Source organism: Aeromonas taiwanensis (assembly GCF_000820165.1).
GTDB classification, from domain to species: domain Bacteria; phylum Pseudomonadota; class Gammaproteobacteria; order Enterobacterales; family Aeromonadaceae; genus Aeromonas; species Aeromonas taiwanensis.
The window spans coordinates 73,831-95,341 of sequence record NZ_CDDD01000101.1; the positions used below are offsets into that span (position 1 = coordinate 73,831).

Below are 21,511 nucleotides of genomic sequence, written 5' to 3' on the forward strand. Positions count from 1 at the left end.
CGATTATAAACCAGTGCCATTTCAGTTCATTGATTTCGCGACGATATCGCGCGCTCAGGGCAAGGGGTCAAACAACACCAGGGAATGGGGGGCCACGGCCACCCGCGCCCTCTCTCCCTCCAGGGGCTCCCCTATGCTGGCCTCCAGCTGCTGCCCCGCGCACTCCACCAGCACGCGGCAGTGATGACCCAGGAACTGCTGCTCCCGCACCGTCAGCTCGCCGTCAGCCGCCGTCGTCAGCGCCAGCTGCTGGGGCCTGAGCATGAGCTGCAGCCGCTCCCCGACCGCACGGCCATGAGGCTCGTGACCACAGATGGTCCCGAGGATGGTCTGCACGCAGTGGCTGTCCACCACCTCGGCGTCCAGGTAGTTGACCCCGCCGAGAAACTCCGCCACGAAGCGGTTCTCGGGGCGGCGATAGAGCTGCTCCGGCTGCCCCGCCTGCTCGATGTGGCCGGCCCGGAACAGTGCCAGCCGATCGGCGAAAGCGAAGGCCTCCTCCTTGCTGTGGCTAACGAAGATGGCTCCTATGCCCTGTTGCTTGAGCAGGGTGCGGATCTCGAGGATGAGCTTCATCCGCACCTGGGTGTCGATGTTGGAGAAGGGTTCATCCAGCAGCATCAACCGTGGCTTGCACACCAGGGCACGGGCAATGGCGACCCGTTGCTGCTGGCCGCCGGAGAGCTGATGGGGATAGCGCTCCCCCAGCCCCTGCAGATTGACCAGCGTCAGCGCCTCCTCCACCTGCTGCTGGCGCACGGAACGCTCGAGCCGCGTCAGGCCGAAGCCGATGTTGTCCGCCACCGTCAGATGGGGAAAGAGGGCGTAATCCTGGAAGATCATGCCGATGTTGCGCGCCTCGGGAGGCACATTCTCCCCCGGTCCTTCCAGCAGTGTCTCGCCGAGGCGGATCGCCCCCCCGGCCAGCGGCAACAGCCCGGCAATCGCCTTGAGCAAGGTGGTCTTGCCACAGCCACTCGCCCCCAGCAGGCAGACAATCTCGTTGTCGGCCACCGTCAGGGACAGCTGCTCCAGCACATTGCGACCGTTGTAGCGGCAGCTGACATTCTCAACCTGCAGGCAAGACACGACTGACATCCTCATATTTCTGTTGTTCCAAAGCGGCGGCAACCGCTCGACACCCTGCACGCCAAGGCGCGATGGCGCCGTTTATATCACGTTTTCGGGCTCAATGGCCCGGGCCATCCAGGCTGCGGTTGATCCAGACCAGGGGGATGAGCCCCACCAGCACGATGACGATGGCGCCGAGCGCTCCCCGCTCCAGCATCTCGTCCGAGACGAACTGGTAGACGTGGGTCGCCAGGGTCTCGAAGTTGAACGGTCGCAGCAGCAGGGCGGCGGGCAACTCCTTCATGGATTCGATGAATACCAGCATGGCGCCGGCAAAGAGGCCGCGCCGCACCAGCGGCAAATGGATGCGACGCAGCATGCCGCCCGCCCCCTGCCCCAAGGATCGGGCCGCCATGTCGAGGCTGGGGGAAATCTTGTTCATGCTGCTCTCCACCGAGCCGATGGCGATGGCCACGAAGCGCACCAGGTAGCCGAACACGATGGCGGTGAGGGTGCCGGTCAGGAGCAGACCCGGCCCCTGCATCCCCAGCCACTCGGCCAGATCGTTGATGCCAAAGTCCAGCGCCGTCAGCGGCACCAGCACCCCGATGGCCAGCACCGTGCCCGGCATGGCATAGCCCATGGCGGCGATGCGCAGGGGCAGCAGACTGCGCGTACTTCCGTCGAGGCGGCGGAAGAAGCCGAGCAACAGGGCGATCCCCATGGCAAGCAGGGCAGCCAGGGTCGAGACCGCCAGGCTGTTGCCGGCGAAGCGGACGAACTCCGGCGTCCACGACAGCGCGAAATAGCGCACCCCGTAGTCCAGCAGGATGGCGAACGGCAGGGCGAACCCCGCCAGCACCAGCCCCCAGCACCAGAGGCCAGCCAGCACGCACCGCATCCCCGTGAGGGGGTAGCACAGCGGCTGCTCGAACCCCATGGACTTCTGGAACACCTGCTGGCGTTGGCGTGAGCGGCGCTCCACGGCGATAAGCAGCACCACCGCCAGCAGCATCAGACAGGAAAGCTTGGCGGCGGTGGCCAGGCTGCCATAGCCGAGCCAGGTGTCGTAGATGGCGGTCGTCAGGGTATTGATGGCAAAGAAGTGGACGGTGGCGAAGTCCGCCAGGGTCTCCATCGCCACCAGGGACACCCCCACCATGATGGCGGGACGGGCAAGGGGCAGGCTCAGGCGGCGAAAACTCTGCCAGGGTGTGCAGCCGAGCAGGCGACTGGAGTGAATGAGACTGACCGACTGCTCCAGGAAGGAGGCTCGCGCCAGCAAGTAGACATAGGGGAAGAGCACCAGGGCCAGCACCCAGGCGGCGCCGCCAAGGGAGCGAATGGCCGGAAACCAGTAATCGGCCGGACTGTTCCAGCCAAAGAGTGCTCGCAGCCCCGCCTGCAGCGGGCCCGAATAGTCGAGCAGGTCGGTGTAGACGTAGGCGACGATATAGGAGGGCATGGCCATGGGCAGCATCAGCGCCCACTGCAGGGCGCGTCGTCCCGGCACCTGGCACATGGCCACCAGCCAGGCGGTGGGCACCCCGAACAGCAGACTGAGCAGCACGACCCCCAGCACCAGACCCGAGGTGTTGCGAAGGTAATCGATCAGTACCGTATCGGCGAGGTGGGCAAACAGATCCCCGTCAGCCGAGAGGGCCGAAAAGACGAGGGCAAGCACCGGCAAACCCAGCAGCAGGGCGGTGGCCCAGCTGCCGGCAATCCATCCAAAATTTTTCATGAGTCCACAGAGGTTGATGGGGCCCTTGGCCCCATCTGATTACAAGTCGAATTTCACTTCATCCAGCAGCTGCAAGGCGTCCTTGCGGTGCTTGGCGTAGTCGCTGACCGGCAGGGCGTCAGCCTTGAAACTGCCCCAGGACTTGACCATGGCGGAAGGCTCGACACCGGCCTTGACCGGGTACTCGGCATTCACATCCGCATACATGTGCTGGGCGGTGTCGCCGGAGAGGAACTCCATCAGCTTCCGGGCGGCGTCCTTGTTCTTGGCATACTTGGTCATGGCCACGCCGCTCACGTTGACGTGGGCACCGCGATCACCCTGGTTCGGGAAGTTGATCTCAACTGCATCAGCCCAGGACTTCTGCGCCGGATCCTTCAGCATGGCGCCCAGGTAGTAGCTGTTGCCCAGGGAGATATCGCAGATGCCGTCCTTGATTGCCTTGACCTGATCCCGATCGTTGCCCTGTGGCTTGCGTGCCAGGTTGGCCTTGACCCCTTCCAGCCAGGTCTTGGCATCCGCCATACCGTGATGGGCGATCATGGAGGAGACCAGCGCCACATTGTACTCGTGCTTGCCGCTGCGAGTACAAATTTTTCCTTTGAATTCAGGCTTGGCCAGATCTTCGTAGCTGATGGTGGCCAGCTTGCCGAGGCGCTCCTTGCTGGAGTAGATGGCGCGCACCCGGGTAGTCAGGGCGAACCAGCGGTTCTCCGGATCCCGATAGATGGAGGGAATGTTCTCCTGCAGGGTCTCGCTGTCCACCGGCTGCACCAGGTCCTTGTCCACCAGGTCGGTCAGACGGCTGATGTCGACGGTCAGCATCAGATCCGCCGGGGAGAGCTTGCCTTCCCGCTCCAGACGCTCGTTCAGCCCCTCTTTGGCGAACACCACGTTGACCTTGATCCCGGTCTCCTTCTCGAACTGCTGGATGATGGGCTTGATCAGCTCATCCTGGCGGGTGGAGTAGACGTTCACTTCAGCGGCGAATGCCGACTGGGCGGCCAGGGTGGAGAGAGCCAGCGCCAGCATCTTCATTTTCATTGTCCGTTCCTTGTGTGCGTATCGATTGATAACCATTTTCGTTTGCATTCTGCACGAGGCGCGGCCACCGGATCAAGGCGGTTCAGGGAGGTAGGATCACATATTTAACCATTGACCAAAGGAAAAGGGCCGGATGGTGTTCCATCCAGCCCCTTGAAGGCCAGTTTTTCATGCTACAGGCATCGCACTCCGGCCATCCCTGCCGCCCCCCGCGGCAGCGACATGACCGGTCGCGGCATCAGAGCGCCTCGTCGTCGCTCTCGCCGGTCCGGATGCGCACCGCCTGCAGCAGGTCGTAGACGAAGATCTTGCCGTCACCGATCTTGCCGGTATAGGCCGCCTTGCAGATGGCCTCGATCACCCCTTCCACGTTTTCGTCGGCGGTGGCGATCTCCAGCTTCACCTTCGGCAGGAAGTCGACCTGGTACTCGGCCCCCCGATATAATTCGGTATGCCCCTTCTGGCGACCAAAGCCCTTGACCTCCGAGACGGTCAGGCCTTCCACCCCCAGGTTGGCGATGGCCTCGCGCACGTCGTCCAACTTGAAGGGTTTGATAATCGCAGTAATCAGCTTCATCTGGTTGCTCCCAATCCATGGTATGTCATGAATGGGTCATCAATTCTTGTGCCAATTATTTTTATTGTTTACTTTCATAAAGATAGCCATTAAACCTCGAGCCTTTGCGGCTCCGGATCACCAAGGACGCGCATCTCGCCCCATTATGAGGCACCAAGCTGCACCAGACTTCCTTGATGCACCAAATGAGAGCATCACCCCATGTTAGTCATCTCCAACAGCGTGATCATCCCCTGGCACGAGCTGCAGTTTCAGACCATGCGCGCCCAGGGAGCCGGGGGCCAGCACGTCAACAAGACCGACTCCGCCGTCTGGCTGCGCTTCGATTACCGCGACTCCCCCAGCCTGCCGGATCTCTATAAGGAGGGGCTGGAGAAACTCAGTGACAGCCGGGTCCACGACGGCTTCATCCAGATCAGGGTCGAGACCCACCGCAGCCAGGACATGAACCGCAAGGAGGCCATGAGCCGCCTGACCGAGCTGCTGAAAAAAGCCGCCTGGCGCCCCAAGGCCCGCCACGCCACCAAACCGACCCGCAGCTCCCAGCGCAAGCGGGTCGACGCCAAGAAGCGCAAGGGGGAGATCAAATCCACCCGTGGCAAACCCGTGCTGGATTAGCTCGCCATCCTTCGGAGGAGACACCGTGAAGTACAGTTTTTGTGAGTGCCGCCAGGGGCCCCTGCTCGTCGCCATCGATCAGGGCGGCCTGCGTCACGTGGAGTTCATGCAGGGGGAGCGCCCCATCCTGCCGCAGCCGGACTGGCAGCGGGATGACCAGGCCCTGGCCCCCTTCGTCGAGCAGTTTGACGCCTACTTCGCCGGCCGGCTGCGCCACTTCGATCTGCCCATGGCCGCCCGGGGTACCCCGTTCCAGCAGTCGGTGTGGCGCGCCCTGTGCGACATTCCTTACGGCCAGACCGTCAGCTACCTCGAGATAGCCCAGGCCATCGGCAACCCCAGGGCGGTGCGGGCGGTGGGCGCCGCCAACGGGCGCAACCCCTTGAGCATCATAGTGCCCTGCCACCGGGTGATCGGTCGCAGCGGCGAGCTGACCGGCTATGCGGGCGGCATCCCCATCAAACGCTGGCTACTGGCGCTGGAGCAGCAGGCTGCCGGCGACTTCGTACTGCGCCCCTGAAAATGACATCCCCACCATCAAGTGCTGACTGCTGGCGCTAGAATCACAGCAAGCCGTGACCGGGAGCCAACCCCTTGCCAGCGGATAAAACACTGATCATTGAAATGAATGCAGCATGAGCCCTGCACCTCACAGGCATCAGCCAGTGTTTCCAAAATGAACGGAATATGAAGCATCACCTCAGAAGGGCTTCAGACACCCTCAGGCATCATGACTTCACACTTGGATGACATGGCTCATCCCTCATTCAAGTGGCACCCATGTGACGCTTCCAATCTGTCTTTTTCCCCGCGCCTCCTCTGAGGCGCTTTTTTTTTGCCGACGAACAGCCACAAAAAAGCCCGCCGAAGCGGGCTCTGACCGGTGGTGCCGGTTGAGTGGATCAATCAGAGGGCGAGGAAGAGCCCGGCCAGCGAGGCGCTCATCAGGTTTGCCAGCACCCCCGCCATGATGGCACGCATGCCGTAGCGGGCGATGAAAGACTTGCGCTCCGGCACCATGGCCCCCAGGCCGCCGATCAGGATCGCCATGGAGGAGATGTTCGCGAAACCGCACAGGGCAAAGGTGACGATGGCCTTGCTCGAGGCATCCAGCGTCTGATCCTGCACCAAGGCGATGAAGGCGACGAACTCGTTGATGACAATCTTGGTGCCGATCAGGGCGCCTGCGGCCTGGGCCTGCTCCCAGGGCACACCGATCAGCCAGGAGACGGGGGCGAACAACCAACCCAGGAGGATCTGGAAGCTCAGCTCCAGCCCCACCAGGTCACCGGCCCAGCCCAGCAGACCGTTGAGCAGGGCGATCACCCCGACGAAGGCCAGCAGGGTGGCGCCCACGGCGACGGCGATGTTGAGACCGGACATGGCGCCATCGGCGGCCGCCTCAATCACGTTGGTGGCGCGGGGGATCACCACGTCCTCGTGATGATCCACCTCTTCGGCAGCGGGCGGCACCAGGATCTTGGCCATGGCAAGCCCCGCAGGCGCCGACATGAAGGCCGCCGCGATCAGGTATTTCAGCTCGACACCTATGCTGGCATACCCCACCAGGGTGCCGCCAGCGACCGAGGCGAGGCCGCAGCTCATCACCGCGAAGAACTGGGAATCGGACATTTTGGAGAGATAGGGTTTGACCACCAGGGGCGCCTCCACCATGCCGACGAAGATGTTGGCGGTGGCGGAGAGGCTCTCGGCCCGACCGGTGCCCAGCAACTTCTGCAGGCCGCCACCTAGAAGGGCAATCACTTTCGGCATCAGGCCGATGTGGTAGAGGATGGCGATCACCGCGGAGAAGAAGATGATCACCGGCAGCACGTTGAAGGCGAAGATGAAGCCGAGCTTGAACTTGGCCAGATCGCCGAACAGGAAGGCGATCCCCTCCTGACCGTAACCGATCACGCTGCTGACGCTCTCGCTGACGCCGTTGAGCACCTGCTGACCAGCGGGCAGCCAGAGTACCAGGGCAGCGAAGAGCACTTGCAGGCAGAGGGCCAGGCCCACTGTTCGCAACGGGATACGACGACGATTATCAGAGCAGAGCGTGGCCAGGGCCAGGATGCTCAGGATGCCGAGCAGGGCAATCATAGGAACTCCATCAGGTGGGGCAAAAGATGGGCGCGGATTCTGCGCCCCCTGCCCCGCCACTGCAAGTCCAGTTGGTTACAGCCCTGTTAGCAAAAACGTTTGCACGATACCGGTTGCGGCAACTGACTGATTTGGCTCGATTTTGGTATCAAGCGAAAGTCAGTGTTCTTATATGGAAACGATCATTTCTCCAGGCCGGACAATTTTCCCCCGAGCCAGGGGGCGAGATGCTGCTCCCAATAGGGATGGGGGCCGAAGCTCTCCTTGAGGAAGTCGATGAAGAGACGGATCTTGGGGTCCAGGTGCTCCCTTCTGGCGTAGACGGCGTGCACCGCCATCTTCTGGTTCGGCTGCCACTGGGGCAGCAGGGGAATGAGCTGGCCTGACTGCAGCTCCTTGTCCAGCAGGTAGTTCGCCACATAGGCGATGCCGAGCCCGGCCAGGGCGGCGTCGCGCACCGCCTCCGCCAGATCCACCCGGTAGTTGCCCGCCACCTGCACCGTCTGGCGCTCCTTGCCCTGACGAAACGACCACTCGTGGTAGCGCCGCTCCCGGCTCTGGTAGGTGATGCAGTTGTGCTGGGCCAGATCCCTGGGGTGCAGCGGCGTGCCGTGGCTCAGCAGATAGTCCGGCGAGGCCACCAGCACGAAGCCGATATCCGCCAGCCGCTGCCCCACCAGCCCCTGGGGCTTGTCCTCAAAAGTGGTGATCCAGAGATCCAGCCCCTCATCCACCAGATTGGTACGGCGATCGAACAGGGAGACTTCCAGCTCCAGATCGGGGTAACGGGTCTGGAAGGCCTTGAGCAGCGGGATCACGTGCAGCCGGCCGAAGGACTGGCCGACCCCCAGATGCAGCACGCCGCTCACCTTGCCGCGACGCTCCGCCACCATGGACTCCGCCTCCTGGGCCACCGCCACCAGGGCATGGCAGTGGCGGGCATACTCCTGGCCGAGCTCGGTCAGGGCGAAGCGGCGGGTGGTGCGCTGTACCAGCTGAGCCCCGAGTCCGGTCTCCAGCAGGGCGAGCTGCTTGCTGATGTGGGACTTGGAGACCCCGAGCCGGCGCGCGGCCGCCGAGATGCCCTGCTCGCGAACCAGGGCATCGAAGATCACCATTTGGGGAAGACGTTGCAGCACGGGATAACCAGAGTGAGGGGCGGGCCCCCATTATTCCAGAGCGGCCCGCCAGGGGGTAGGGTCAGCGTGCCAGCGCCTCGATGATCTGCCCCTTGAGCGGATCCCTGGCCGGATTCTGGTTGGCGCCATAGCTCGCAATCAGTTTGCCATCGCGGCCCACCAGGTATTTGTGGAAGTTCCAGTTGGGGGCGTCACCGTCGGCAGCAGCGGCCAGCCCCTTGAACAGGGGCACCGCATCCGAACCCCGCACCGCCACCCGGTTGAACATGGGGAAAGTCACCCCGTAATCGCGCCGGCACACCTCGGCGGTCTTGTTCTCGTTGCCCGCCTCCTGCCAGAAGTCGTTGGAGGGGAAGCCCAGCACCATCAGCCCCTGCTCCTTGTAACCCTGATAGAGCGCCTCCAGATCCCGGAACTGGCCGCTGTACCCGCAGTAGGAAGCGGTGTTGACCACCAGTACCACCTTGCCCTCGGTCAGCTGGCAGAGGTTGTGGCGCCGGGTGCTGTTGAGCTCCCGCATCTCCACGTTGAGGTAATCGGGGCAGGCGGCAGACGCCGCGCCCGAGCCGAGCAACAACAGCAGGGTGAACCATTTCATCGACGTGACTCCTCGCGTTTTCTCCATCATACGCAAGATCCACGCACTAGGTTCAGGGATCAGTGCAGCGGGATCCCGGTCAGCCAGCCATGGCCCCAGAAGATGAGCAAGGCCGTGATCGCCAGACCGGCACCCAGGCTGATCCCGGTTCCCTGCCAGCTCGCTTCGGGCCGCGGCTTCTGCTGCCAGTCCCGCACCGAAATCCAGACGATGCTTACCAGCGCCCAGAGGCCGATACCCCCGAACAGCACCAGGGAGCGGGCCTCGCTGTTGACCGTCAGGTGGGCGCCGGCCCAGAGCAGGGTACCGAGCAACTGGGGATGCACCAGCCAGCGGCGCAGGTGATTCTGGCCCTGCCCGCTGCACAGCAGGATCAGGGATACCGGCATGGCCGCCATGGTCAGGATCGGGCCCCAGGCGGGCAGCGGGTAGAGCGGCAATGGGCTGGCGCTGCGCCAGCCGGCCAGGATGCAGGCAATGGCGACGAACACCAGCAGCGAGAAGAGCCCCTTGTAGCGGTTCTCCCCCAGCCGTTCGCGCAGGCGGGCCCGGTGGGCCGCGGCGAAGCAGGGATAGAGGTGGGTCAGGGTAAACAGCACTACCCCCAGGGTCAGCAGGATCATGGGTGGCTCCTCGCACATTGCCCCTCGCAATTGAGGAGATCACTATGCCGCAAAGCCTCGCGTCAGAATACAAAAACCATATAAAAGACAGCAGGATAATAAAAAAGCCGATCCGGGGATCGGCAAGTGCGTCGAAGGCGCGGCAGGCAAGCTGCCGCCTCGGTTGCACGGGGCAGGGTGAGGCCGGTGCCAGGCACCGGCCAGAAGAGCATCAGTTGCGCAGCAGATAGAGGGCGGCCACGTTGCGGGCCGTGAGCTGCAGGTTGGTGGTCGCGGTGGCGAGCGCCTCCGGCAGGGACATGGCCCGGTTGACCACGGCGAAGACCGCGTCCAGCCCATGCTCGTGCACCACGCCGCAGTCGTCGGTGAGACAGCCCGCGATGCCGATCACCGGCTTGCCAAACTGCTTGGCGCAGCGGGCCACGCCGATGGGCGTCTTGCCGTGGATGGTCTGGCTGTCGATCCGCCCCTCACCGGTGATCACGAGATCCGCATCCGCCACCGCGTCCGCCAGCTTCAGCGCCTCAATGACGATCTGGATGCCGGGCTTGAGCTCGGCGCCGAGCAGGCCGATCAGGGCGGCCCCCATGCCACCGGCGGCGCCGGTGCCCGGGATCTCCTTCACCTGATGGCCCAGCGCCTGTTCGATGCAGTCCGCATAGCGGGCCAGGTTGGCATCCAGCTCGGCCACCATCGCCGGTGTGGCCCCCTTCTGCGGACCAAACACGGCAGATGCCCCCTTGGGCCCGCACAGCGGATTGTTCACGTCGCAGGCCACCTCGATGTGAAGCCCACTCAGACGCGAGTCCAGCATGCTCAGGTCGATGCTGGCCAGCTCACTCAGGCCACCGCCCCCCAGGGCGATGGGCGAACCGTCCGCCTTCAAGAGCTTGCCGCCGAGGGCCTGGATCATGCCGGCACCGCCGTCGTTGGTGGCACTGCCACCGATGCCGAGGATGAGGTGGGTCACCCCCAGATCGAGGGCCGCCAGGATCAGCTCGCCAGTGCCAAAGCTCGAGGTGAGCAGCGGATTGCGCAGCTCCGGCTCCACCAGATGCAGGCCGGAGGCTGCCGCCATCTCGATGACGGCACGCTTGCCATCCCCCAGCAAGCCGAGGAAGCCCTGCACCCGGTTGCCAAGGGGCGCGGTCACCTCGACCGGCAGGATGCGGCCTCCGGTGGCATCCACCAGGGACTGCACCGTCCCCTCGCCACCATCGGCCATGGGCAGCTTGACGTAGGTGGCATCCGGCAGCACCTGCTTGAAACCGGCCTCGATGGCATCAGCCACCGCCATGGCGCTCAGGCTCTCCTTGAATGAATCCGGGGCGATCACAATTTTCATATCAGTTCCTTAGGCGAGGCCAAACACGCCAAACATCAGGGTGGAGACGGCGGCAATGGTCAGGCCGACGGCGGTTTCGTAGGGGATGAGCTTGAGCCGCTCGCTGACCCCCATGTGGACGCTGCCCCCGGTAGCGTGGAAGAAGGAGCCATGGGGCATGTGGTCAAACACGGTGGCACCGGCGTGGATCATGGCGGCCCCCGCCAGGCTGGTAACGCCGAGCTCGATCAGGGTGGCGCTGAACACGTTTGAAGCAACCACTGTACCGGCCGTGGTCGAAGCGGTCGCCAGCGACATCAGGGCGCCCGAGATGGGGGCCAGCAGGTAGGAGGGCAGGCCGGAGGCGGTCAGGCCGCTGATCAGCACATCCTTCAGGCCGGAGTTGGCGATGATGCCCGCCAGAGTCCCTGTCCCCAGCAGCATGATGGCGACCGGCGCCATGCGGGCGAGGCCCGAGACCGCAAACTGGTTCACTTTGGAGAACTTGCCCATCATCAGGGCGCCGACCAGACCGCCCAAGGGCAGCGCGATGAGCGGATCCACCACTATGCCGGCGACGGGGCGCAGGGCCAGCAGCAGGATGGCCACCAGGGGCGCACTGATGGCGGCGGCAAAGCCCGGCAGCTTGACGCCGTCGAAGCTCACCACCTCGTCGGCAGCTACCTTGCTGCCCCTGTTGTTGAGGCGCTTGGCAAGCCAGTAGGCCATCACCAGGCCGAACAGGCCCGGGATGATGCCGGCCGCCATCACCGAGGTGAGGGGCAGGTGGAAGGCATCGGAAGCGGCAATGGCATTGGGGTTCGGGGACATGACGTTGCCCGCCTTGCCGCCGCCTATCATCGCCAGCAGGATGGCCGCCTTGGAGAGATCGGCACGGCGCGCGATGGCGAGCGCTATGGGGGCGACCGTGATGACCGCCACGTCCACGAAGACGCCGACCGCAGTCAGGATCAGGGTGGCCAGGGCCAATGCCAGCAGGGCACGGGTCTCACCGAGTTTGCGGACTATGGTCTCGGCGATGGTGGTGGCGGCGCCCGACTCGATGAGCACGCCGGCCAGCACGCCAGCCGCCAGGATCCGCATCACGGCGGTGGTGATCCCCTGGGCGCCGCCGATCATCAGGGCGACGGTCTGGGTCAGATCGGCCCCGCCGATCAGGCCGCCGGCCAGGGCGCCGACGATCATGCCGTAGGCGGGCGGCACCTTCTTCAGAATGAGGAAGATGGCGATGGAGAGCGCGGCGAGAGCGCCGAGCGCGGATACAGGGATCATGACGGGCACCTTTTGTTGTAATGAGTGGCGCCATTATGGAGATCCCCGCCCGGAATGCTTTGGCAAAAAAGCCAAAAATCACCGTTTTAAAATCAACATTTATGTTCAAAAAAACAAATCAACTGTCGAGACTGAGCCCGAGATAGAGCAGAAACTTGTCGTCTAACTTGTTGAAATTCAACCCGGTTATCTGCTCTATCCGGGTCAGCCGATAACGCAGGGTATTGGGGTGAATGAAGAGGGCATCGGCACAGGGATGCAGATCACAATCCTGCAAGAAATATTGGCGCAGCGTCTTTTGCAGCACCCCCTTGGTGTCCTCTTTCGCGAGCGCCAGCAGGGGCGCCCGCAGCTGATCCGCCTGCCAGGAGTCCGCCAGGCTGCCGAGCAGCACGGGCAGCCGGTAATCCTCGAAGAAGTAGACCTGCTTGCGGGGCGCCTGGCGCATGCCACGGTGCAAGGTGTCCCGCGCCGTCTGGTAGGAGAGCGCCAGCCCCTCTATCCCGGCGAAGTAATCACCCACCCCGATGCGCACCCGGAAGTGGGGAATGCGGGCGAGCAGCTGCCTGATACGGCTGCGCTCCTGGGCCGACTGCCACACGCCGTCGCTCAGTTGGGCCGGCTTGAGCACCACTATCTCGTCCAGGCCGTTGATGGCCACCAGGTTGTCCCGCTCCGGGTGCTCCAGCAGATGCACCAGCTCCCGCAGGCGGGCGGGCTCTGCCTCCTCCAGGGCCAGTACCGCCACCACCCGGGGCTGGGTCAGATCCAGTTCTAGGAAGCGGGCCGCCTGCTGCAGCTGGTCCACCCGCCCCTCGCCACGGATGAGTTGCAACACCAGTTCCTCCTTGTGGCGCTTGTCCCACTGCAGCTGCTCGGTGAGCGCCGCCTGCTCCAGGATGAGCTCGGCAGTCATGCGCACCAACTCGGCGTAAGCACGAACGATGTCCGGATCCCCCGAGATGCCGATGACCCCGAGCAGCTCCCCCTGGTAGGCGATGGGCAGGTTGATGCCGGGCCTCACCCCTTTGAGCTGCTGGGCCGTCGCCTCGCTGATCTCCACCACCCGGTTCTCGGTCAGGGCCAGCACCGCCCCCTCGTGGCGCTGATGCAGCCGCTCCGGATTGCCGGATGCGATGATCAGGCCATGCTCGTCCATGACGTTGACCGAGAAGGACAATATCTTCATGGCCCGGCTGACGATCTGCCGCGCGAGAATGGCATCAAGCTGCATGAGGACTCCGCTCTAGGAAGGGGGAACAGGATATGAAGGGCATGGAAACTCCGTGTAAAAGCCTGGGTAGCAGCGCAAAGATGCCACATCATCAAGACAAGCGAGGGGGGGATCGCTAGAATAGGCCACTTTACCTCAGGTGTGACCCGCCCGGGATCACGGATTTGACGCGACCCTTGGCGATGCACCTGCCGTTATCTGATGGATTCCGCTATGGACTATGAATTTCGCCGCGACCCGTTCGGTGGCTATCGCGCCCGGTTCTCCATGGGCCACGAAGCCATCGGCCAGTGGCTGATCGACGAGGTGGGCAAGGATGAGGAGAAGCTCGACGAGCTGTTCTCCATCATCGACGAGCTCTCCAGCCGTACTCGCGTCGAGTACCAGCTGGCCGGGGGGGACTACTCCCTGCTGCTCACCCATGAGGAGGCGGAGGTCAAGGCCAACGTCCTCAATATCGCGCTGGACGAGGATCTCGACGATCTCGCCTACTACGATGATGAACAGCTGGCCATGTGCGGGCTGGAAGATTTTGCCCAGGTCCTCACCTCCTGGCGCGCCTTTATCCGCAACGAGGATATGGGCTAGACCCTTTTATCGACCGGGCGCGACCGCCCGCTGCAACCCAACAGGATTGACTATGTCTATTTACGATTTTGACGACGAACTGCCAGAAGAAGACGAACAGGATCAGCCGAAGAAAGCCGCCCCGGCCAAGAAAAAGGGCAAGCAGGTGCTGAACACCCAGGTCAACCTGAGCCCACGCGATGCCAGCCGCCTGAACGGCATGCACGTTGAGGCCATCACCACCCTGGACGACGTCAGCCTGCCGAAGAACGTCATCTTCAAGGCCGGCCTCATCGCCCTGGGCGAGCTGGAAGCGACCAAGCGCGCCGACATCATCGCCCGGGTCATCGCCGAGTCAGGCCGCTAAGGCCCACGCTCACGCCGATGGCGAGACATGCCGACCCGGTCGTCAGACCTTGCAAAAAGCCGGAGCCCTGCTCCGGCTTTTTTTATGGTGCCGGAAGCGGGCTCACCGGCAGCCAGGGCTACGACCACGCTATTGACCCTTGTGTCATGGCGGGACGGCTCGTTAAGGTGCGTCCCCTCGAAGATCAAAGGAGACTCAATGCTGCCACTTCCTGATTCCCTGATCTGGGCCGTACTGGCGCTGGCCGTGCTGCTCTGCCTGGTCCGCCAGCGCATCCCTGGCCTCTTCCTGCTTGGCATCGCCCTGCTCGGCGCGCTCTGGCTGGGCCGCATCACGCCGCTGGCCCTCACCGTCAGCGTCGCGGGCTTGCTGCTCGCCTGGCGTACCCCCGCCCTGCCCCAGCCCTGGCGCGGGATGGCCCTCGCGCTGGTGATGCTCTGGGCCATCGCCCTGACCCTGCACCTGGTCCCGGGTTTTGACAACTTGCGGGTGCTGGACAGGGTGCAGGCCGGCCCCGCCAGCGTGCCCTTCACCCTCTACCTCAACCTGGACAAGCCGCTCATCTTCTTCGGCCTGTTGCTGGCCTGGCCCACCCTGCTCGGCCCGGGAGGCCCCCTGCGCTGGCGACCACTTGCCCTGTTGCTGTTACCCCTGGCCGCCCTGCTGATCGCCGCCTGGCAACTGGGCGCCCTCAAACCCGAGGTCGGCCTGCCCCGCTGGTGGTGGCTGTTCGCGTTCAACAACCTGTTGTTCACCTGCGTGGCGGAGGAGGCGCTGTTTCGGGGGGTTATCCAGCAGGCCATCACGACGCGCAGCCGTGCCTGGGCAGGCATCTGCGTCGCCAGTCTGCTGTTCGGGGCCGCGCACCTGGCTGGTGGCCCGCTGCTGGTGCTGTTCGCCACCCTGGCCGGCGCCTGCTATGGCCTGGCATTCCAGCTGAGCGGGCGGCTCGGCGTCGCCATCCTGCTCCACTTCCTGTTCAACCTCGCCCATCTGGCCCTGTTCACCTACCCGCTGGCCAGCCGCTGACAAGCCTCGGTTTCACGGATAAAAAAATGCCCCGCACCGGCAGGTGCGGGGCATCTCGTCAGGCCCGGGGTGTCAGTCCACGTAGAAGGTCTGCTGGAAGGTCAGCGTCTGCTTCTGCCCCTCCCCCATGATCGTCAGGGTGAACTGGTAGGTGTCCTCGTTGCGATAGGGCAGCACCGCCAGGTAGTAGATGGAATCCCCCTCCTTCACCTCCTGAAACTGCAGGGTACGGAGTGTCCCGGTGAGGTTCTTGGCCTCGCCGCTGATCCCCACCGCCTGCGCCACCCCCTGCTTGTTTTGCACCGCGATGTTGACGATGCCGTTGTAGCGACTGCGCTCCAGACCATAGGCCTTGGCCACCTCGGGGGTGAGGAAGCTGGAGTTGAAGGCGCTGTAGTGCACCCGCCAGGGGCCCAGCTCCTTCATCTGTTCGGCCCGCACCGGCAGCACCATCAGGAGTGCCAGCAGGCAGCTCATCCAGACTGTTTTCATGATGTCATCCTTCTCGTGTTCCACTCTCCAGCAGGGCGGCGATCTCGGCGGGGATCTGCCTCGGCGCCTCGATGGCAACCGTCTTGTGGCGACCCAGCTCCCCCCGCACGATGCGAACCTGCCCCTTGGCCACCTTGCACTGCTTGGCCAGGTACTTGATCAGGTGACTGTTGGCCTGACCATCCACCGGCGGCGCCGTGATGGCCACTTTCAACTCGTCCCCGTGCAATCCGACGATCTGATCCCGGCTTGCCTTGGGCTGGATCATGAGATGCAGCACAAGCTCGTTCCCTTCCCGCAGGACGGCTGGCATCAGATCATCCACCACAGCTGACCGAACAGATCCCCCAACAGATAGTTTATGGCCTGCAGCGCGATGAAGGCGACCAGCACGGAGAGATCCAGCCCGCCCAGGGCCGGCAGGATGCGGCGGATCGGCGCCAGGAAGGGCTCGGTCAGCTGGTGCATCACGTATTCGATGGGGTTGCGGCCCTGGCTGACCCAGCTCAGGATGGCGCGGATCAACAGGATCCAGAAGATCATGGAGCCCGCCTTCTTCAGCACGGTGAGCGCCGCAAACAGGCTGAGGGTCAGCCAGTCGGTCAGCAGCACGTTCATGCTCTTGAGCAGCGCCAGCTTGGCGAAGGCGATGAGGAGCGCCAGCAGCACCGAGGCCATGTCCAGCCCGCCAAAGCCGGGAATGACGCGACGCAGAGGCACCACCAGCGGATTGGTCAGCTTGACCACCATCTGGCTCATGGGGTTGTAGAAGTCGGCGCGGGCCCACTGCAACCAGACCCGCAGCAGCACCACCATGAGGTAGAGATCAAAAACCGTGTTAATCAAAAAGTAAGCCGTGTTCATCCGGGCTCCTTGCTCAAAGAGGGTTCAAAAAAGGGTTTCCATCTCGCCGGCCCGGGTAACGGCCGCCTGCATGGCACGCGCGGTCAGCGGCATCAGCCCCTGCTCCTGGAATGTCTTGACGGCTTCGGCCGTGGTGCCGCCCTTGCTGGTCACCTGCTCGCGCAGGGTCTGCAGCGACAGATCGGGATTCTGCGCCACCATGGCGGCAGCCCCCAGCGCCGTCTGCTGTACCAGCAGGCGGGCCTGCTCCGGTGTAAAGCCCATGGCCTCCGCCTCTTCGGCAATCGCCTGCATGAACAGGAAGAAGTAGGCCGGGGCACTGCCCGCCGCCGCGATGACGCCGTTGATACCGGACTCCTGCTCCACCCAGAGGGTCTTGCCCACCGACTGCATCATCTGCTCGGCAAAGTCGCGATCGGCCTGCTCGATGCCTGACGGCGCGTAGAGCCCCGTCATCCCCAGCCCCAGCAGGGAGGGGGTGTTGGGCATGGTGCGGATGATGCGGCCATGGCCCCCCGCCATCTCCTGCAACCGCTCAACCCGGATGCCGGCGGCGATGGAGACGAGCAGCTTGCCTTCCAGCGACCCGAGTTTGGCTACCAGCGCGGCCAGCATGCCCGCCATCAGCTGGGGTTTGACCGCCAGTACGATCACTTCGGCCTCGCGGGCCGCCTCGGCATTGTCCTGGGTGATGCGAATGCCGAACTGGCTGGCCAGTTCGTCAAGCTTGGGCCGGCTGGGGTTGGCCGCGATGATACGTTCAGCCGGATAGCCAGCCTGGATCAGGCCTGCGATGATACTGCGGCTCATGTTGCCTGCGCCGATGAAGGCCAGCACTCTGTGTTGCATCACTCTCTCCTGTCGCAGGGGTGAAGGGGACTGCCGTGCCTGCCCGCTCCGGCGGCAACGTGGCGTACCATCCCGCACTCCTCATTGATGATATGAATGGGGAGCCCGCGCATCCTGGTGCGAGCCCTTGTCTGTGTCATGCCTGTGAATAGTCGCGGGCGCCGAAGATGGCGGTACCGACCCGCACCATGGTGCTGCCATGGGCGATGGCGAGCTCGAGGTCCTCGGTCATGCCCATCGAAAGGGTGTCGACGCTCGGATATTGTTGCGCAAGCTCGGTGAACAGAGCCTGCATGCGCGCCATCTGGGCAGCGAGGACCACCTGGTCCCGGGTGTGCTCCGGAATGGCCATCAGACCGCGCAGCACCAGCCGCTCGCTGCGGGCCACCAGGGCGGCCAGACGGAAAATCTCTTGCTCCGACGTACCGGATTTGCTGCTCTCTCCGCTAATATTGATTTGCAGACAGACATTTAGCGGTGCCAACCCGGCAGGACGCTGGCTGTTGAGCCGCTCGATGAGCTTGTCGCGATCGACGCTTTGCACCCAGTCGAACCGCTCCGCCACCAGTTTGGACTTGTTCGATTGCAGCGGGCCGATAAAGTGCCACTCTATGTCTGTACAGGCGGCCTGCTCGCGCAGGGTATCTATCTTGAGCGCCGCCTCCTGGGCATAGGATTCGCCAAAGCGCCGTTGTCCGGCGGCATAGGCGGCCTGGATGTCCACCAGCGGCTTGGTCTTGCTGACCGCAAGCAACTGGATGTGATCGGCGCCACGGCCGACGCGCCGGGCGGCCTCTACAATACGTTCCTTTACCTGAAGCAGGTGCTGGGCAATCTGGCTCATATTTCGTTCGTGATCTTGTGATGGGAGAATAACAAATCTATGGATATCACAGAGTTATTGGCATTCAGTGTAAAGCATAAGGCCTCGGATCTACACCTCTCCGCCGGGGTTCCTCCGATGATCAGGGTTGACGGAGAGGTTCGCAAGATCAATTTGCCCGCCCTGGAACACCGGGAAGTTCACGCCCTCATCTACGACATCATGAACGACCACCAGCGCAAGGAGCTGGAGGAGAACTTCGAAGTGGACTTCTCCTTCGAGGTGCCCGGCATGGCGCGTTTCCGGGTCAACGCCTTCCAGCAGGCCCGCGGTTCGGGCGCGGTGTTTCGGACCATCCCGAGCACTGTCCTGACCCTGGACGATCTGGAGGCCCCGAGGATATTCAAGCAGATAGCTGAATTTCCCCGCGGCCTGGTGCTGGTGACCGGACCGACCGGCTCGGGCAAATCCACCACCCTGGCGGCCATGGTCGATTACATCAACGACAACTTCCACCACCACATCCTCACCATCGAGGATCCCATCGAATTCGTGCACGAGAACAAGCGCTGCCTGGTCAATCAGCGGGAGGTGCACCGCGACACCAAGAGCTTCAGCAATGCCCTGCGCTCGGCCCTGCGTGAAGACCCGGACATCATACTGGTGGGGGAAATGCGCGACCTCGAGACCATTCGCCTCGCCATGACGGCGGCCGAAACCGGTCATCTGGTGTTTGGCACCCTGCATACCTCCTCGGCGGCCAAGACCATAGACCGTATCATCGACGTCTTCCCGGGCTCGGAGAAAGACATGGTGCGCTCCATGCTCTCCGAATCCCTGCGGGCGGTCATCTCCCAGACCCTGCTCAAGCGGATCGGCGGCGGCCGGGTGGCGGCCCACGAGATCATGATGGGCATCCCGGCGGTGCGAAACCTCATCCGGGAAGACAAGGTGGCCCAGCTCTACTCCGTCATCCAGACCGGGATGACCCACGGCATGCAGACCATGGATCAGAGCCTCAAGCAGCTCGTCAATCGGGGCATAGTCGCCGCCCTCGATGCCAAGGCCAAGGCGGTCGATCCCAACACCATTTAAGCCAGCACACCCAAGGAGACGCTATGAACATGGATGTTCTGCTCGCAGCACTGGTTGAACAGAAGGGCTCGGATCTCTTCATCACCGTCGATGCCCCTCCCACCCTCAAGGTGAACGGGCGCTTCGTCCCCCTCGGCGATAAACCGCTGGACAGGGAAGCGGCGCTGGCCCTGGTCAAGGAGAGTCTGGATCAGGCCCACTTTGAGCACTACACCCGCACCCGGGAGGCCAACTGCGCCATCCAGCGGGCAGCCCTCGGCCGGTTCCGGGTCAGCGCCTTCTGGCAGCAGGATATGCCGGGCATGGTGCTGCGCCGCATCGAGACCAAGATCCCCACCTTTGACGAGCTGATGCTGCCCTCCATACTGCAGGACGTCGTCATGGCCAAGCGCGGGCTGGTGCTGTTCGTCGGGGCCACGGGCGCCGGCAAGTCCACCACCCAGGCGGCCATGATCGGTTACCGCAACCAGCACGGCGAGGGCCACATCCTGACGGTGGAGGATCCGGTGGAATTCGTCCATCAGCACGATCGCTGCCTGGTGACCCAGCGGGAGGTGGGGATAGACACCGAATCCTTCGACACAGCGCTCAAGAACTCCCTGCGCCAGGCGCCGGACGTCATCCTCCTCGGCGAGATCCGCTCCCAGGAGACCATGGAGTTCGCCATCCAGTTCGCCGAGACCGGTCACCTCTGCCTCGCCACCCTGCACGCCAACAACGCCAACCAGGCACTCGATCGCATTCTCCACCTGGTGCCGCAGGAGAAGCACCGCCAGTTCCTGTTCGATCTCTCCTTCAACTTGCGCGCCATCGTCGCACAGCAGCTGCTGCCCGCCGTCCATGGGCAACGCCGCGTCGCCGCCTTCGAGATCCTGCTCAACACGCCTCTCATCACCGACATCATCCGCAAGGGGGAGATGCAGCGGCTCAAGGAGGTGATGACCAAATCCAGCGAACTCGGCATGCAGACCTTCGATCAGGCGCTGTTCACCCTGTTCTGCGCCGGCCAAATTGGCTACAGTGAGGCCCTTGCCCATGCCGACTCCGCCAATGACCTGCGGCTGCTCATCAAGCTGTCCGGTCGCGAGCAACTGGGAGCCGGCACACTCGACAACGTCACCCTGGATGAATGAGGGGGCGTCCGTCACCGCAATGAAAGGAGAGTTATGCTGATTGTGGTTTCCCCGGCCAAGACGCTGGATTACGAGTCGCCTCTGGTGACGTCCCGTTTCACCCAACCCGAGCTGCTGGACCACTCCGCCGAGCTGATAACGCGGGCCCGCGAGCTGAGCCCGGACCAGATCGCCAGCCTGATGAAGATCAGCGACAAGCTGGCCGGCCTCAACGCTGCCCGGTTTGCTGAGTGGCAGCCGGACTTCACCCCGGCCAATGCCCGCCAGGCCTTGCTGGCCTTCAAGGGGGATGTCTACACCGGGCTCGCGGTGGACGACTTCAGCGACGGTGATCTCGACTTCGCCCAGAACCATCTGCGTATGCTCTCCGGCCTGTACGGGGTACTGCGCCCGCTGGACCTGATGATGCCCTATCGCCTTGAGATGGGCATTCGCCTGGACAACGCTCGTGGCAAGGATCTCTACCAGTTCTGGGGCGACATCATCACTGCGCACCTGAACAAGGCGCTGGCGGCCCAGGGGGACGACGTGCTGATCAACCTCGCCTCTGACGAATATTTCAAATCGGTACGCCCGAAATCCCTGCAGGGGCGCATCGTCACGCCGGTGTTCAAGGACGAGAAGAACGGCCAGTTCAAGATCATCAGCTTCTACGCCAAGAAGGCGCGCGGCATGATGGCCCGCCACATCATCAAGCACCGCCTGACCAGGGTGGAGCAGCTGACGGGCTTCGACGCCGAAGGCTACTACTTCGTGCCGGAAGAGTCCGATGCCAGCACGCTGATGTTCAAGCGCGCTGAAAATTAATTACAAACGGAGGGAACCAAGTCAGGGATCCTCGGGTCTGACTCTGTGAATCCTCTGTTGTAAGCACTTTTTGTTGGCCGACGTTCATGCGTCGGCTTTTTTCTGCCCGCTGCATCC

The 21,511-nt window shown here is 63.5% G+C and carries 24 protein-coding genes; 8 read left to right on the forward strand and 16 right to left on the reverse strand.

Going from position 1 to position 21,511, the window contains the following annotated elements; genetic code table 11:
• Positions 1-54: 54 nt before the first annotated feature.
• The 4 genes from BN1136_RS17960 to glnK form a co-directional block, all read right to left on the reverse strand.
• Positions 55-1,089, reverse strand: coding sequence for an ABC transporter ATP-binding protein (locus BN1136_RS17960; RefSeq protein WP_043757606.1), 1,035 nt, complete (start codon positions 1,087-1,089; stop codon positions 55-57).
• Between the two features lie 100 nt (positions 1,090-1,189).
• Complete coding sequence (locus tag BN1136_RS17965; protein WP_043757602.1) at positions 1,190-2,815, reverse strand: ABC transporter permease; 1,626 nt, start codon at positions 2,813-2,815, stop codon at positions 1,190-1,192.
• A gap of 39 nt (positions 2,816-2,854) precedes the next feature.
• Positions 2,855-3,859: a Fe(3+) ABC transporter substrate-binding protein gene (locus BN1136_RS17970; protein ID WP_043757599.1), complete on the reverse strand. Its 1,005-nt coding sequence runs from the start codon at positions 3,857-3,859 to the stop codon at positions 2,855-2,857.
• Positions 3,860-4,097: 238 nt separating this feature from the next.
• Positions 4,098-4,436 carry a P-II family nitrogen regulator gene (glnK, locus tag BN1136_RS17975; protein WP_005332325.1) on the reverse strand — a complete coding sequence of 113 codons (339 nt, stop codon included), beginning with the start codon at positions 4,434-4,436 and terminating at the stop codon, positions 4,098-4,100.
• 201 nt (positions 4,437-4,637) lie between these two features.
• On the opposite strand from glnK, the gene arfB reads away from it, so the two are divergent.
• A complete protein-coding gene (gene arfB, locus BN1136_RS17980) occupies positions 4,638-5,054 on the forward strand; it encodes an alternative ribosome rescue aminoacyl-tRNA hydrolase ArfB (protein ID WP_043757587.1) in 417 nt (138 codons plus the stop codon).
• Positions 5,055-5,079: 25 nt separating this feature from the next.
• Complete coding sequence (locus tag BN1136_RS17985) at positions 5,080-5,574, forward strand: methylated-DNA--[protein]-cysteine S-methyltransferase (protein WP_043757584.1); 495 nt, start codon at positions 5,080-5,082, stop codon at positions 5,572-5,574.
• A gap of 386 nt (positions 5,575-5,960) precedes the next feature.
• On the opposite strand, the gene BN1136_RS17990 is transcribed toward BN1136_RS17985, so the two are convergent.
• The 7 genes from BN1136_RS17990 to BN1136_RS18020 form a co-directional block, all read right to left on the reverse strand.
• The gene (locus tag BN1136_RS17990) at positions 5,961-7,157 is read right to left on the reverse strand and encodes a NupC/NupG family nucleoside CNT transporter (protein ID WP_043757581.1); all 1,197 of its coding nucleotides are present in this window, start codon (positions 7,155-7,157) and stop codon (positions 5,961-5,963) included.
• A gap of 182 nt (positions 7,158-7,339) precedes the next feature.
• On the reverse strand, positions 7,340-8,275 hold the full coding sequence (locus BN1136_RS17995; RefSeq protein ID WP_043757579.1) for a LysR family transcriptional regulator: 936 nt from the start codon (positions 8,273-8,275) through the stop codon (positions 7,340-7,342).
• A gap of 82 nt (positions 8,276-8,357) precedes the next feature.
• On the reverse strand, positions 8,358-8,894 hold the full coding sequence (locus tag BN1136_RS18000; RefSeq protein WP_043757576.1) for a glutathione peroxidase: 537 nt from the start codon (positions 8,892-8,894) through the stop codon (positions 8,358-8,360).
• A 59-nt stretch (positions 8,895-8,953) separates the two neighbouring features.
• On the reverse strand, positions 8,954-9,517 hold the full coding sequence (locus BN1136_RS18005) for an NnrU family protein (RefSeq protein ID WP_043757573.1): 564 nt from the start codon (positions 9,515-9,517) through the stop codon (positions 8,954-8,956).
• Positions 9,518-9,728: 211 nt separating this feature from the next.
• Complete coding sequence (locus BN1136_RS18010) at positions 9,729-10,862, reverse strand: glycerate kinase (RefSeq protein WP_043757571.1); 1,134 nt, start codon at positions 10,860-10,862, stop codon at positions 9,729-9,731.
• 9 nt (positions 10,863-10,871) lie between these two features.
• On the reverse strand, positions 10,872-12,134 hold the full coding sequence (locus BN1136_RS18015; protein WP_043757568.1) for a GntP family permease: 1,263 nt from the start codon (positions 12,132-12,134) through the stop codon (positions 10,872-10,874).
• A 118-nt stretch (positions 12,135-12,252) separates the two neighbouring features.
• Positions 12,253-13,368: a sugar diacid recognition domain-containing protein gene (locus BN1136_RS18020; RefSeq protein ID WP_043757566.1), complete on the reverse strand. Its 1,116-nt coding sequence runs from the start codon at positions 13,366-13,368 to the stop codon at positions 12,253-12,255.
• Between the two features lie 213 nt (positions 13,369-13,581).
• Here BN1136_RS18020 and BN1136_RS18025 point away from each other — a divergent pair, with 213 nt between their 5' ends.
• The 3 genes from BN1136_RS18025 (at position 13,582) to BN1136_RS18035 (ending at position 15,331) form a co-directional block, all read left to right on the forward strand.
• Entirely contained in the window at positions 13,582-13,956 is a 375-nt protein-coding gene (locus BN1136_RS18025) for a YacL family protein (RefSeq protein ID WP_043809022.1), read from the forward strand.
• A gap of 52 nt (positions 13,957-14,008) precedes the next feature.
• On the forward strand, positions 14,009-14,302 hold the full coding sequence (locus BN1136_RS18030; protein WP_043757565.1) for a hypothetical protein: 294 nt from the start codon (positions 14,009-14,011) through the stop codon (positions 14,300-14,302).
• Positions 14,303-14,500: 198 nt separating this feature from the next.
• Positions 14,501-15,331 carry a CPBP family intramembrane glutamic endopeptidase gene (locus tag BN1136_RS18035; RefSeq protein WP_043757562.1) on the forward strand — a complete coding sequence of 277 codons (831 nt, stop codon included), beginning with the start codon at positions 14,501-14,503 and terminating at the stop codon, positions 15,329-15,331.
• Positions 15,332-15,403: 72 nt separating this feature from the next.
• Here the strand turns inward: BN1136_RS18035 and BN1136_RS18040 are convergent, their stop codons facing one another.
• The 5 genes from BN1136_RS18040 to BN1136_RS18060 all read right to left on the reverse strand — a co-directional run bounded on the left by BN1136_RS18040 (position 15,404) and on the right by BN1136_RS18060 (position 18,380).
• Entirely contained in the window at positions 15,404-15,823 is a 420-nt protein-coding gene (locus tag BN1136_RS18040; RefSeq protein WP_043757560.1) for a DUF4426 domain-containing protein, read from the reverse strand.
• A gap of 4 nt (positions 15,824-15,827) precedes the next feature.
• A complete protein-coding gene (gene yggU / locus BN1136_RS18045; RefSeq protein WP_043809026.1) occupies positions 15,828-16,136 on the reverse strand; it encodes a DUF167 family protein YggU in 309 nt (102 codons plus the stop codon).
• The gene (locus BN1136_RS18050) at positions 16,136-16,687 is read right to left on the reverse strand and encodes a YggT family protein (RefSeq protein ID WP_043809029.1); all 552 of its coding nucleotides are present in this window, start codon (positions 16,685-16,687) and stop codon (positions 16,136-16,138) included. Before BN1136_RS18050 ends, yggU begins: the two co-directional genes overlap by 1 nt.
• 24 nt (positions 16,688-16,711) lie before the next feature.
• The gene (gene proC, locus BN1136_RS18055) at positions 16,712-17,536 is read right to left on the reverse strand and encodes a pyrroline-5-carboxylate reductase (RefSeq protein WP_043757530.1); all 825 of its coding nucleotides are present in this window, start codon (positions 17,534-17,536) and stop codon (positions 16,712-16,714) included.
• Positions 17,537-17,672: 136 nt separating this feature from the next.
• The gene (locus tag BN1136_RS18060) at positions 17,673-18,380 is read right to left on the reverse strand and encodes a YggS family pyridoxal phosphate-dependent enzyme (protein ID WP_043757526.1); all 708 of its coding nucleotides are present in this window, start codon (positions 18,378-18,380) and stop codon (positions 17,673-17,675) included.
• A gap of 39 nt (positions 18,381-18,419) precedes the next feature.
• Here BN1136_RS18060 and tapT point away from each other — a divergent pair, with 39 nt between their 5' ends.
• The 3 genes from tapT to yaaA are packed head-to-tail and all read left to right on the forward strand — an operon-like array spanning position 18,420 to position 21,394.
• The gene (gene tapT, locus BN1136_RS18065) at positions 18,420-19,454 is read left to right on the forward strand and encodes a type IVa pilus ATPase TapT (RefSeq protein WP_043757522.1); all 1,035 of its coding nucleotides are present in this window, start codon (positions 18,420-18,422) and stop codon (positions 19,452-19,454) included.
• A gap of 23 nt (positions 19,455-19,477) precedes the next feature.
• The gene (locus BN1136_RS18070) at positions 19,478-20,587 is read left to right on the forward strand and encodes a PilT/PilU family type 4a pilus ATPase (RefSeq protein WP_043757517.1); all 1,110 of its coding nucleotides are present in this window, start codon (positions 19,478-19,480) and stop codon (positions 20,585-20,587) included.
• Positions 20,588-20,620: 33 nt separating this feature from the next.
• Positions 20,621-21,394: a peroxide stress protein YaaA gene (gene yaaA, locus BN1136_RS18075; RefSeq protein WP_043757514.1), complete on the forward strand. Its 774-nt coding sequence runs from the start codon at positions 20,621-20,623 to the stop codon at positions 21,392-21,394.
• The last annotated feature ends 117 nt before the right edge of the window (positions 21,395-21,511 follow it).

Bases quoted from the DNA above. Each gene is read 5' to 3' on its own strand.
- BN1136_RS17965 (WP_043757602.1), bottom strand. From the start codon at position 2,815: ATGAAAAATTTTGGATGGATTGCCGGCAGCTGGGCCACCGCCCTGCTG.
- BN1136_RS17970 (WP_043757599.1), bottom strand. From the start codon at position 3,859: ATGAAAATGAAGATGCTGGCGCTGGCTCTCTCCACCCTGGCCGCCCAG.
- glnK (WP_005332325.1), bottom strand. From the start codon at position 4,436: ATGAAGCTGATTACTGCGATTATCAAACCCTTCAAGTTGGACGACGTG.
- arfB (WP_043757587.1), top strand. From the start codon at position 4,638: ATGTTAGTCATCTCCAACAGCGTGATCATCCCCTGGCACGAGCTGCAG.
- BN1136_RS17990 (WP_043757581.1), bottom strand. From the start codon at position 7,157: ATGATTGCCCTGCTCGGCATCCTGAGCATCCTGGCCCTGGCCACGCTC.
- BN1136_RS17995 (WP_043757579.1), bottom strand. From the start codon at position 8,275: ATGGTGATCTTCGATGCCCTGGTTCGCGAGCAGGGCATCTCGGCGGCC.
- BN1136_RS18000 (WP_043757576.1), bottom strand. From the start codon at position 8,894: ATGAAATGGTTCACCCTGCTGTTGTTGCTCGGCTCGGGCGCGGCGTCT.
- BN1136_RS18005 (WP_043757573.1), bottom strand. From the start codon at position 9,517: ATGATCCTGCTGACCCTGGGGGTAGTGCTGTTTACCCTGACCCACCTC.
- BN1136_RS18010 (WP_043757571.1), bottom strand. From the start codon at position 10,862: ATGAAAATTGTGATCGCCCCGGATTCATTCAAGGAGAGCCTGAGCGCC.
- BN1136_RS18015 (WP_043757568.1), bottom strand. From the start codon at position 12,134: ATGATCCCTGTATCCGCGCTCGGCGCTCTCGCCGCGCTCTCCATCGCC.
- BN1136_RS18020 (WP_043757566.1), bottom strand. From the start codon at position 13,368: ATGCAGCTTGATGCCATTCTCGCGCGGCAGATCGTCAGCCGGGCCATG.
- BN1136_RS18025 (WP_043809022.1), top strand. From the start codon at position 13,582: ATGGACTATGAATTTCGCCGCGACCCGTTCGGTGGCTATCGCGCCCGG.
- BN1136_RS18030 (WP_043757565.1), top strand. From the start codon at position 14,009: ATGTCTATTTACGATTTTGACGACGAACTGCCAGAAGAAGACGAACAG.
- BN1136_RS18035 (WP_043757562.1), top strand. From the start codon at position 14,501: ATGCTGCCACTTCCTGATTCCCTGATCTGGGCCGTACTGGCGCTGGCC.
- BN1136_RS18040 (WP_043757560.1), bottom strand. From the start codon at position 15,823: ATGAAAACAGTCTGGATGAGCTGCCTGCTGGCACTCCTGATGGTGCTG.
- yggU (WP_043809026.1), bottom strand. From the start codon at position 16,136: ATGCCAGCCGTCCTGCGGGAAGGGAACGAGCTTGTGCTGCATCTCATG.
- BN1136_RS18050 (WP_043809029.1), bottom strand. From the start codon at position 16,687: ATGAACACGGCTTACTTTTTGATTAACACGGTTTTTGATCTCTACCTC.
- proC (WP_043757530.1), bottom strand. From the start codon at position 17,536: ATGCAACACAGAGTGCTGGCCTTCATCGGCGCAGGCAACATGAGCCGC.
- BN1136_RS18060 (WP_043757526.1), bottom strand. From the start codon at position 18,380: ATGAGCCAGATTGCCCAGCACCTGCTTCAGGTAAAGGAACGTATTGTA.
- tapT (WP_043757522.1), top strand. From the start codon at position 18,420: ATGGATATCACAGAGTTATTGGCATTCAGTGTAAAGCATAAGGCCTCG.
- BN1136_RS18070 (WP_043757517.1), top strand. From the start codon at position 19,478: ATGAACATGGATGTTCTGCTCGCAGCACTGGTTGAACAGAAGGGCTCG.
- yaaA (WP_043757514.1), top strand. From the start codon at position 20,621: ATGCTGATTGTGGTTTCCCCGGCCAAGACGCTGGATTACGAGTCGCCT.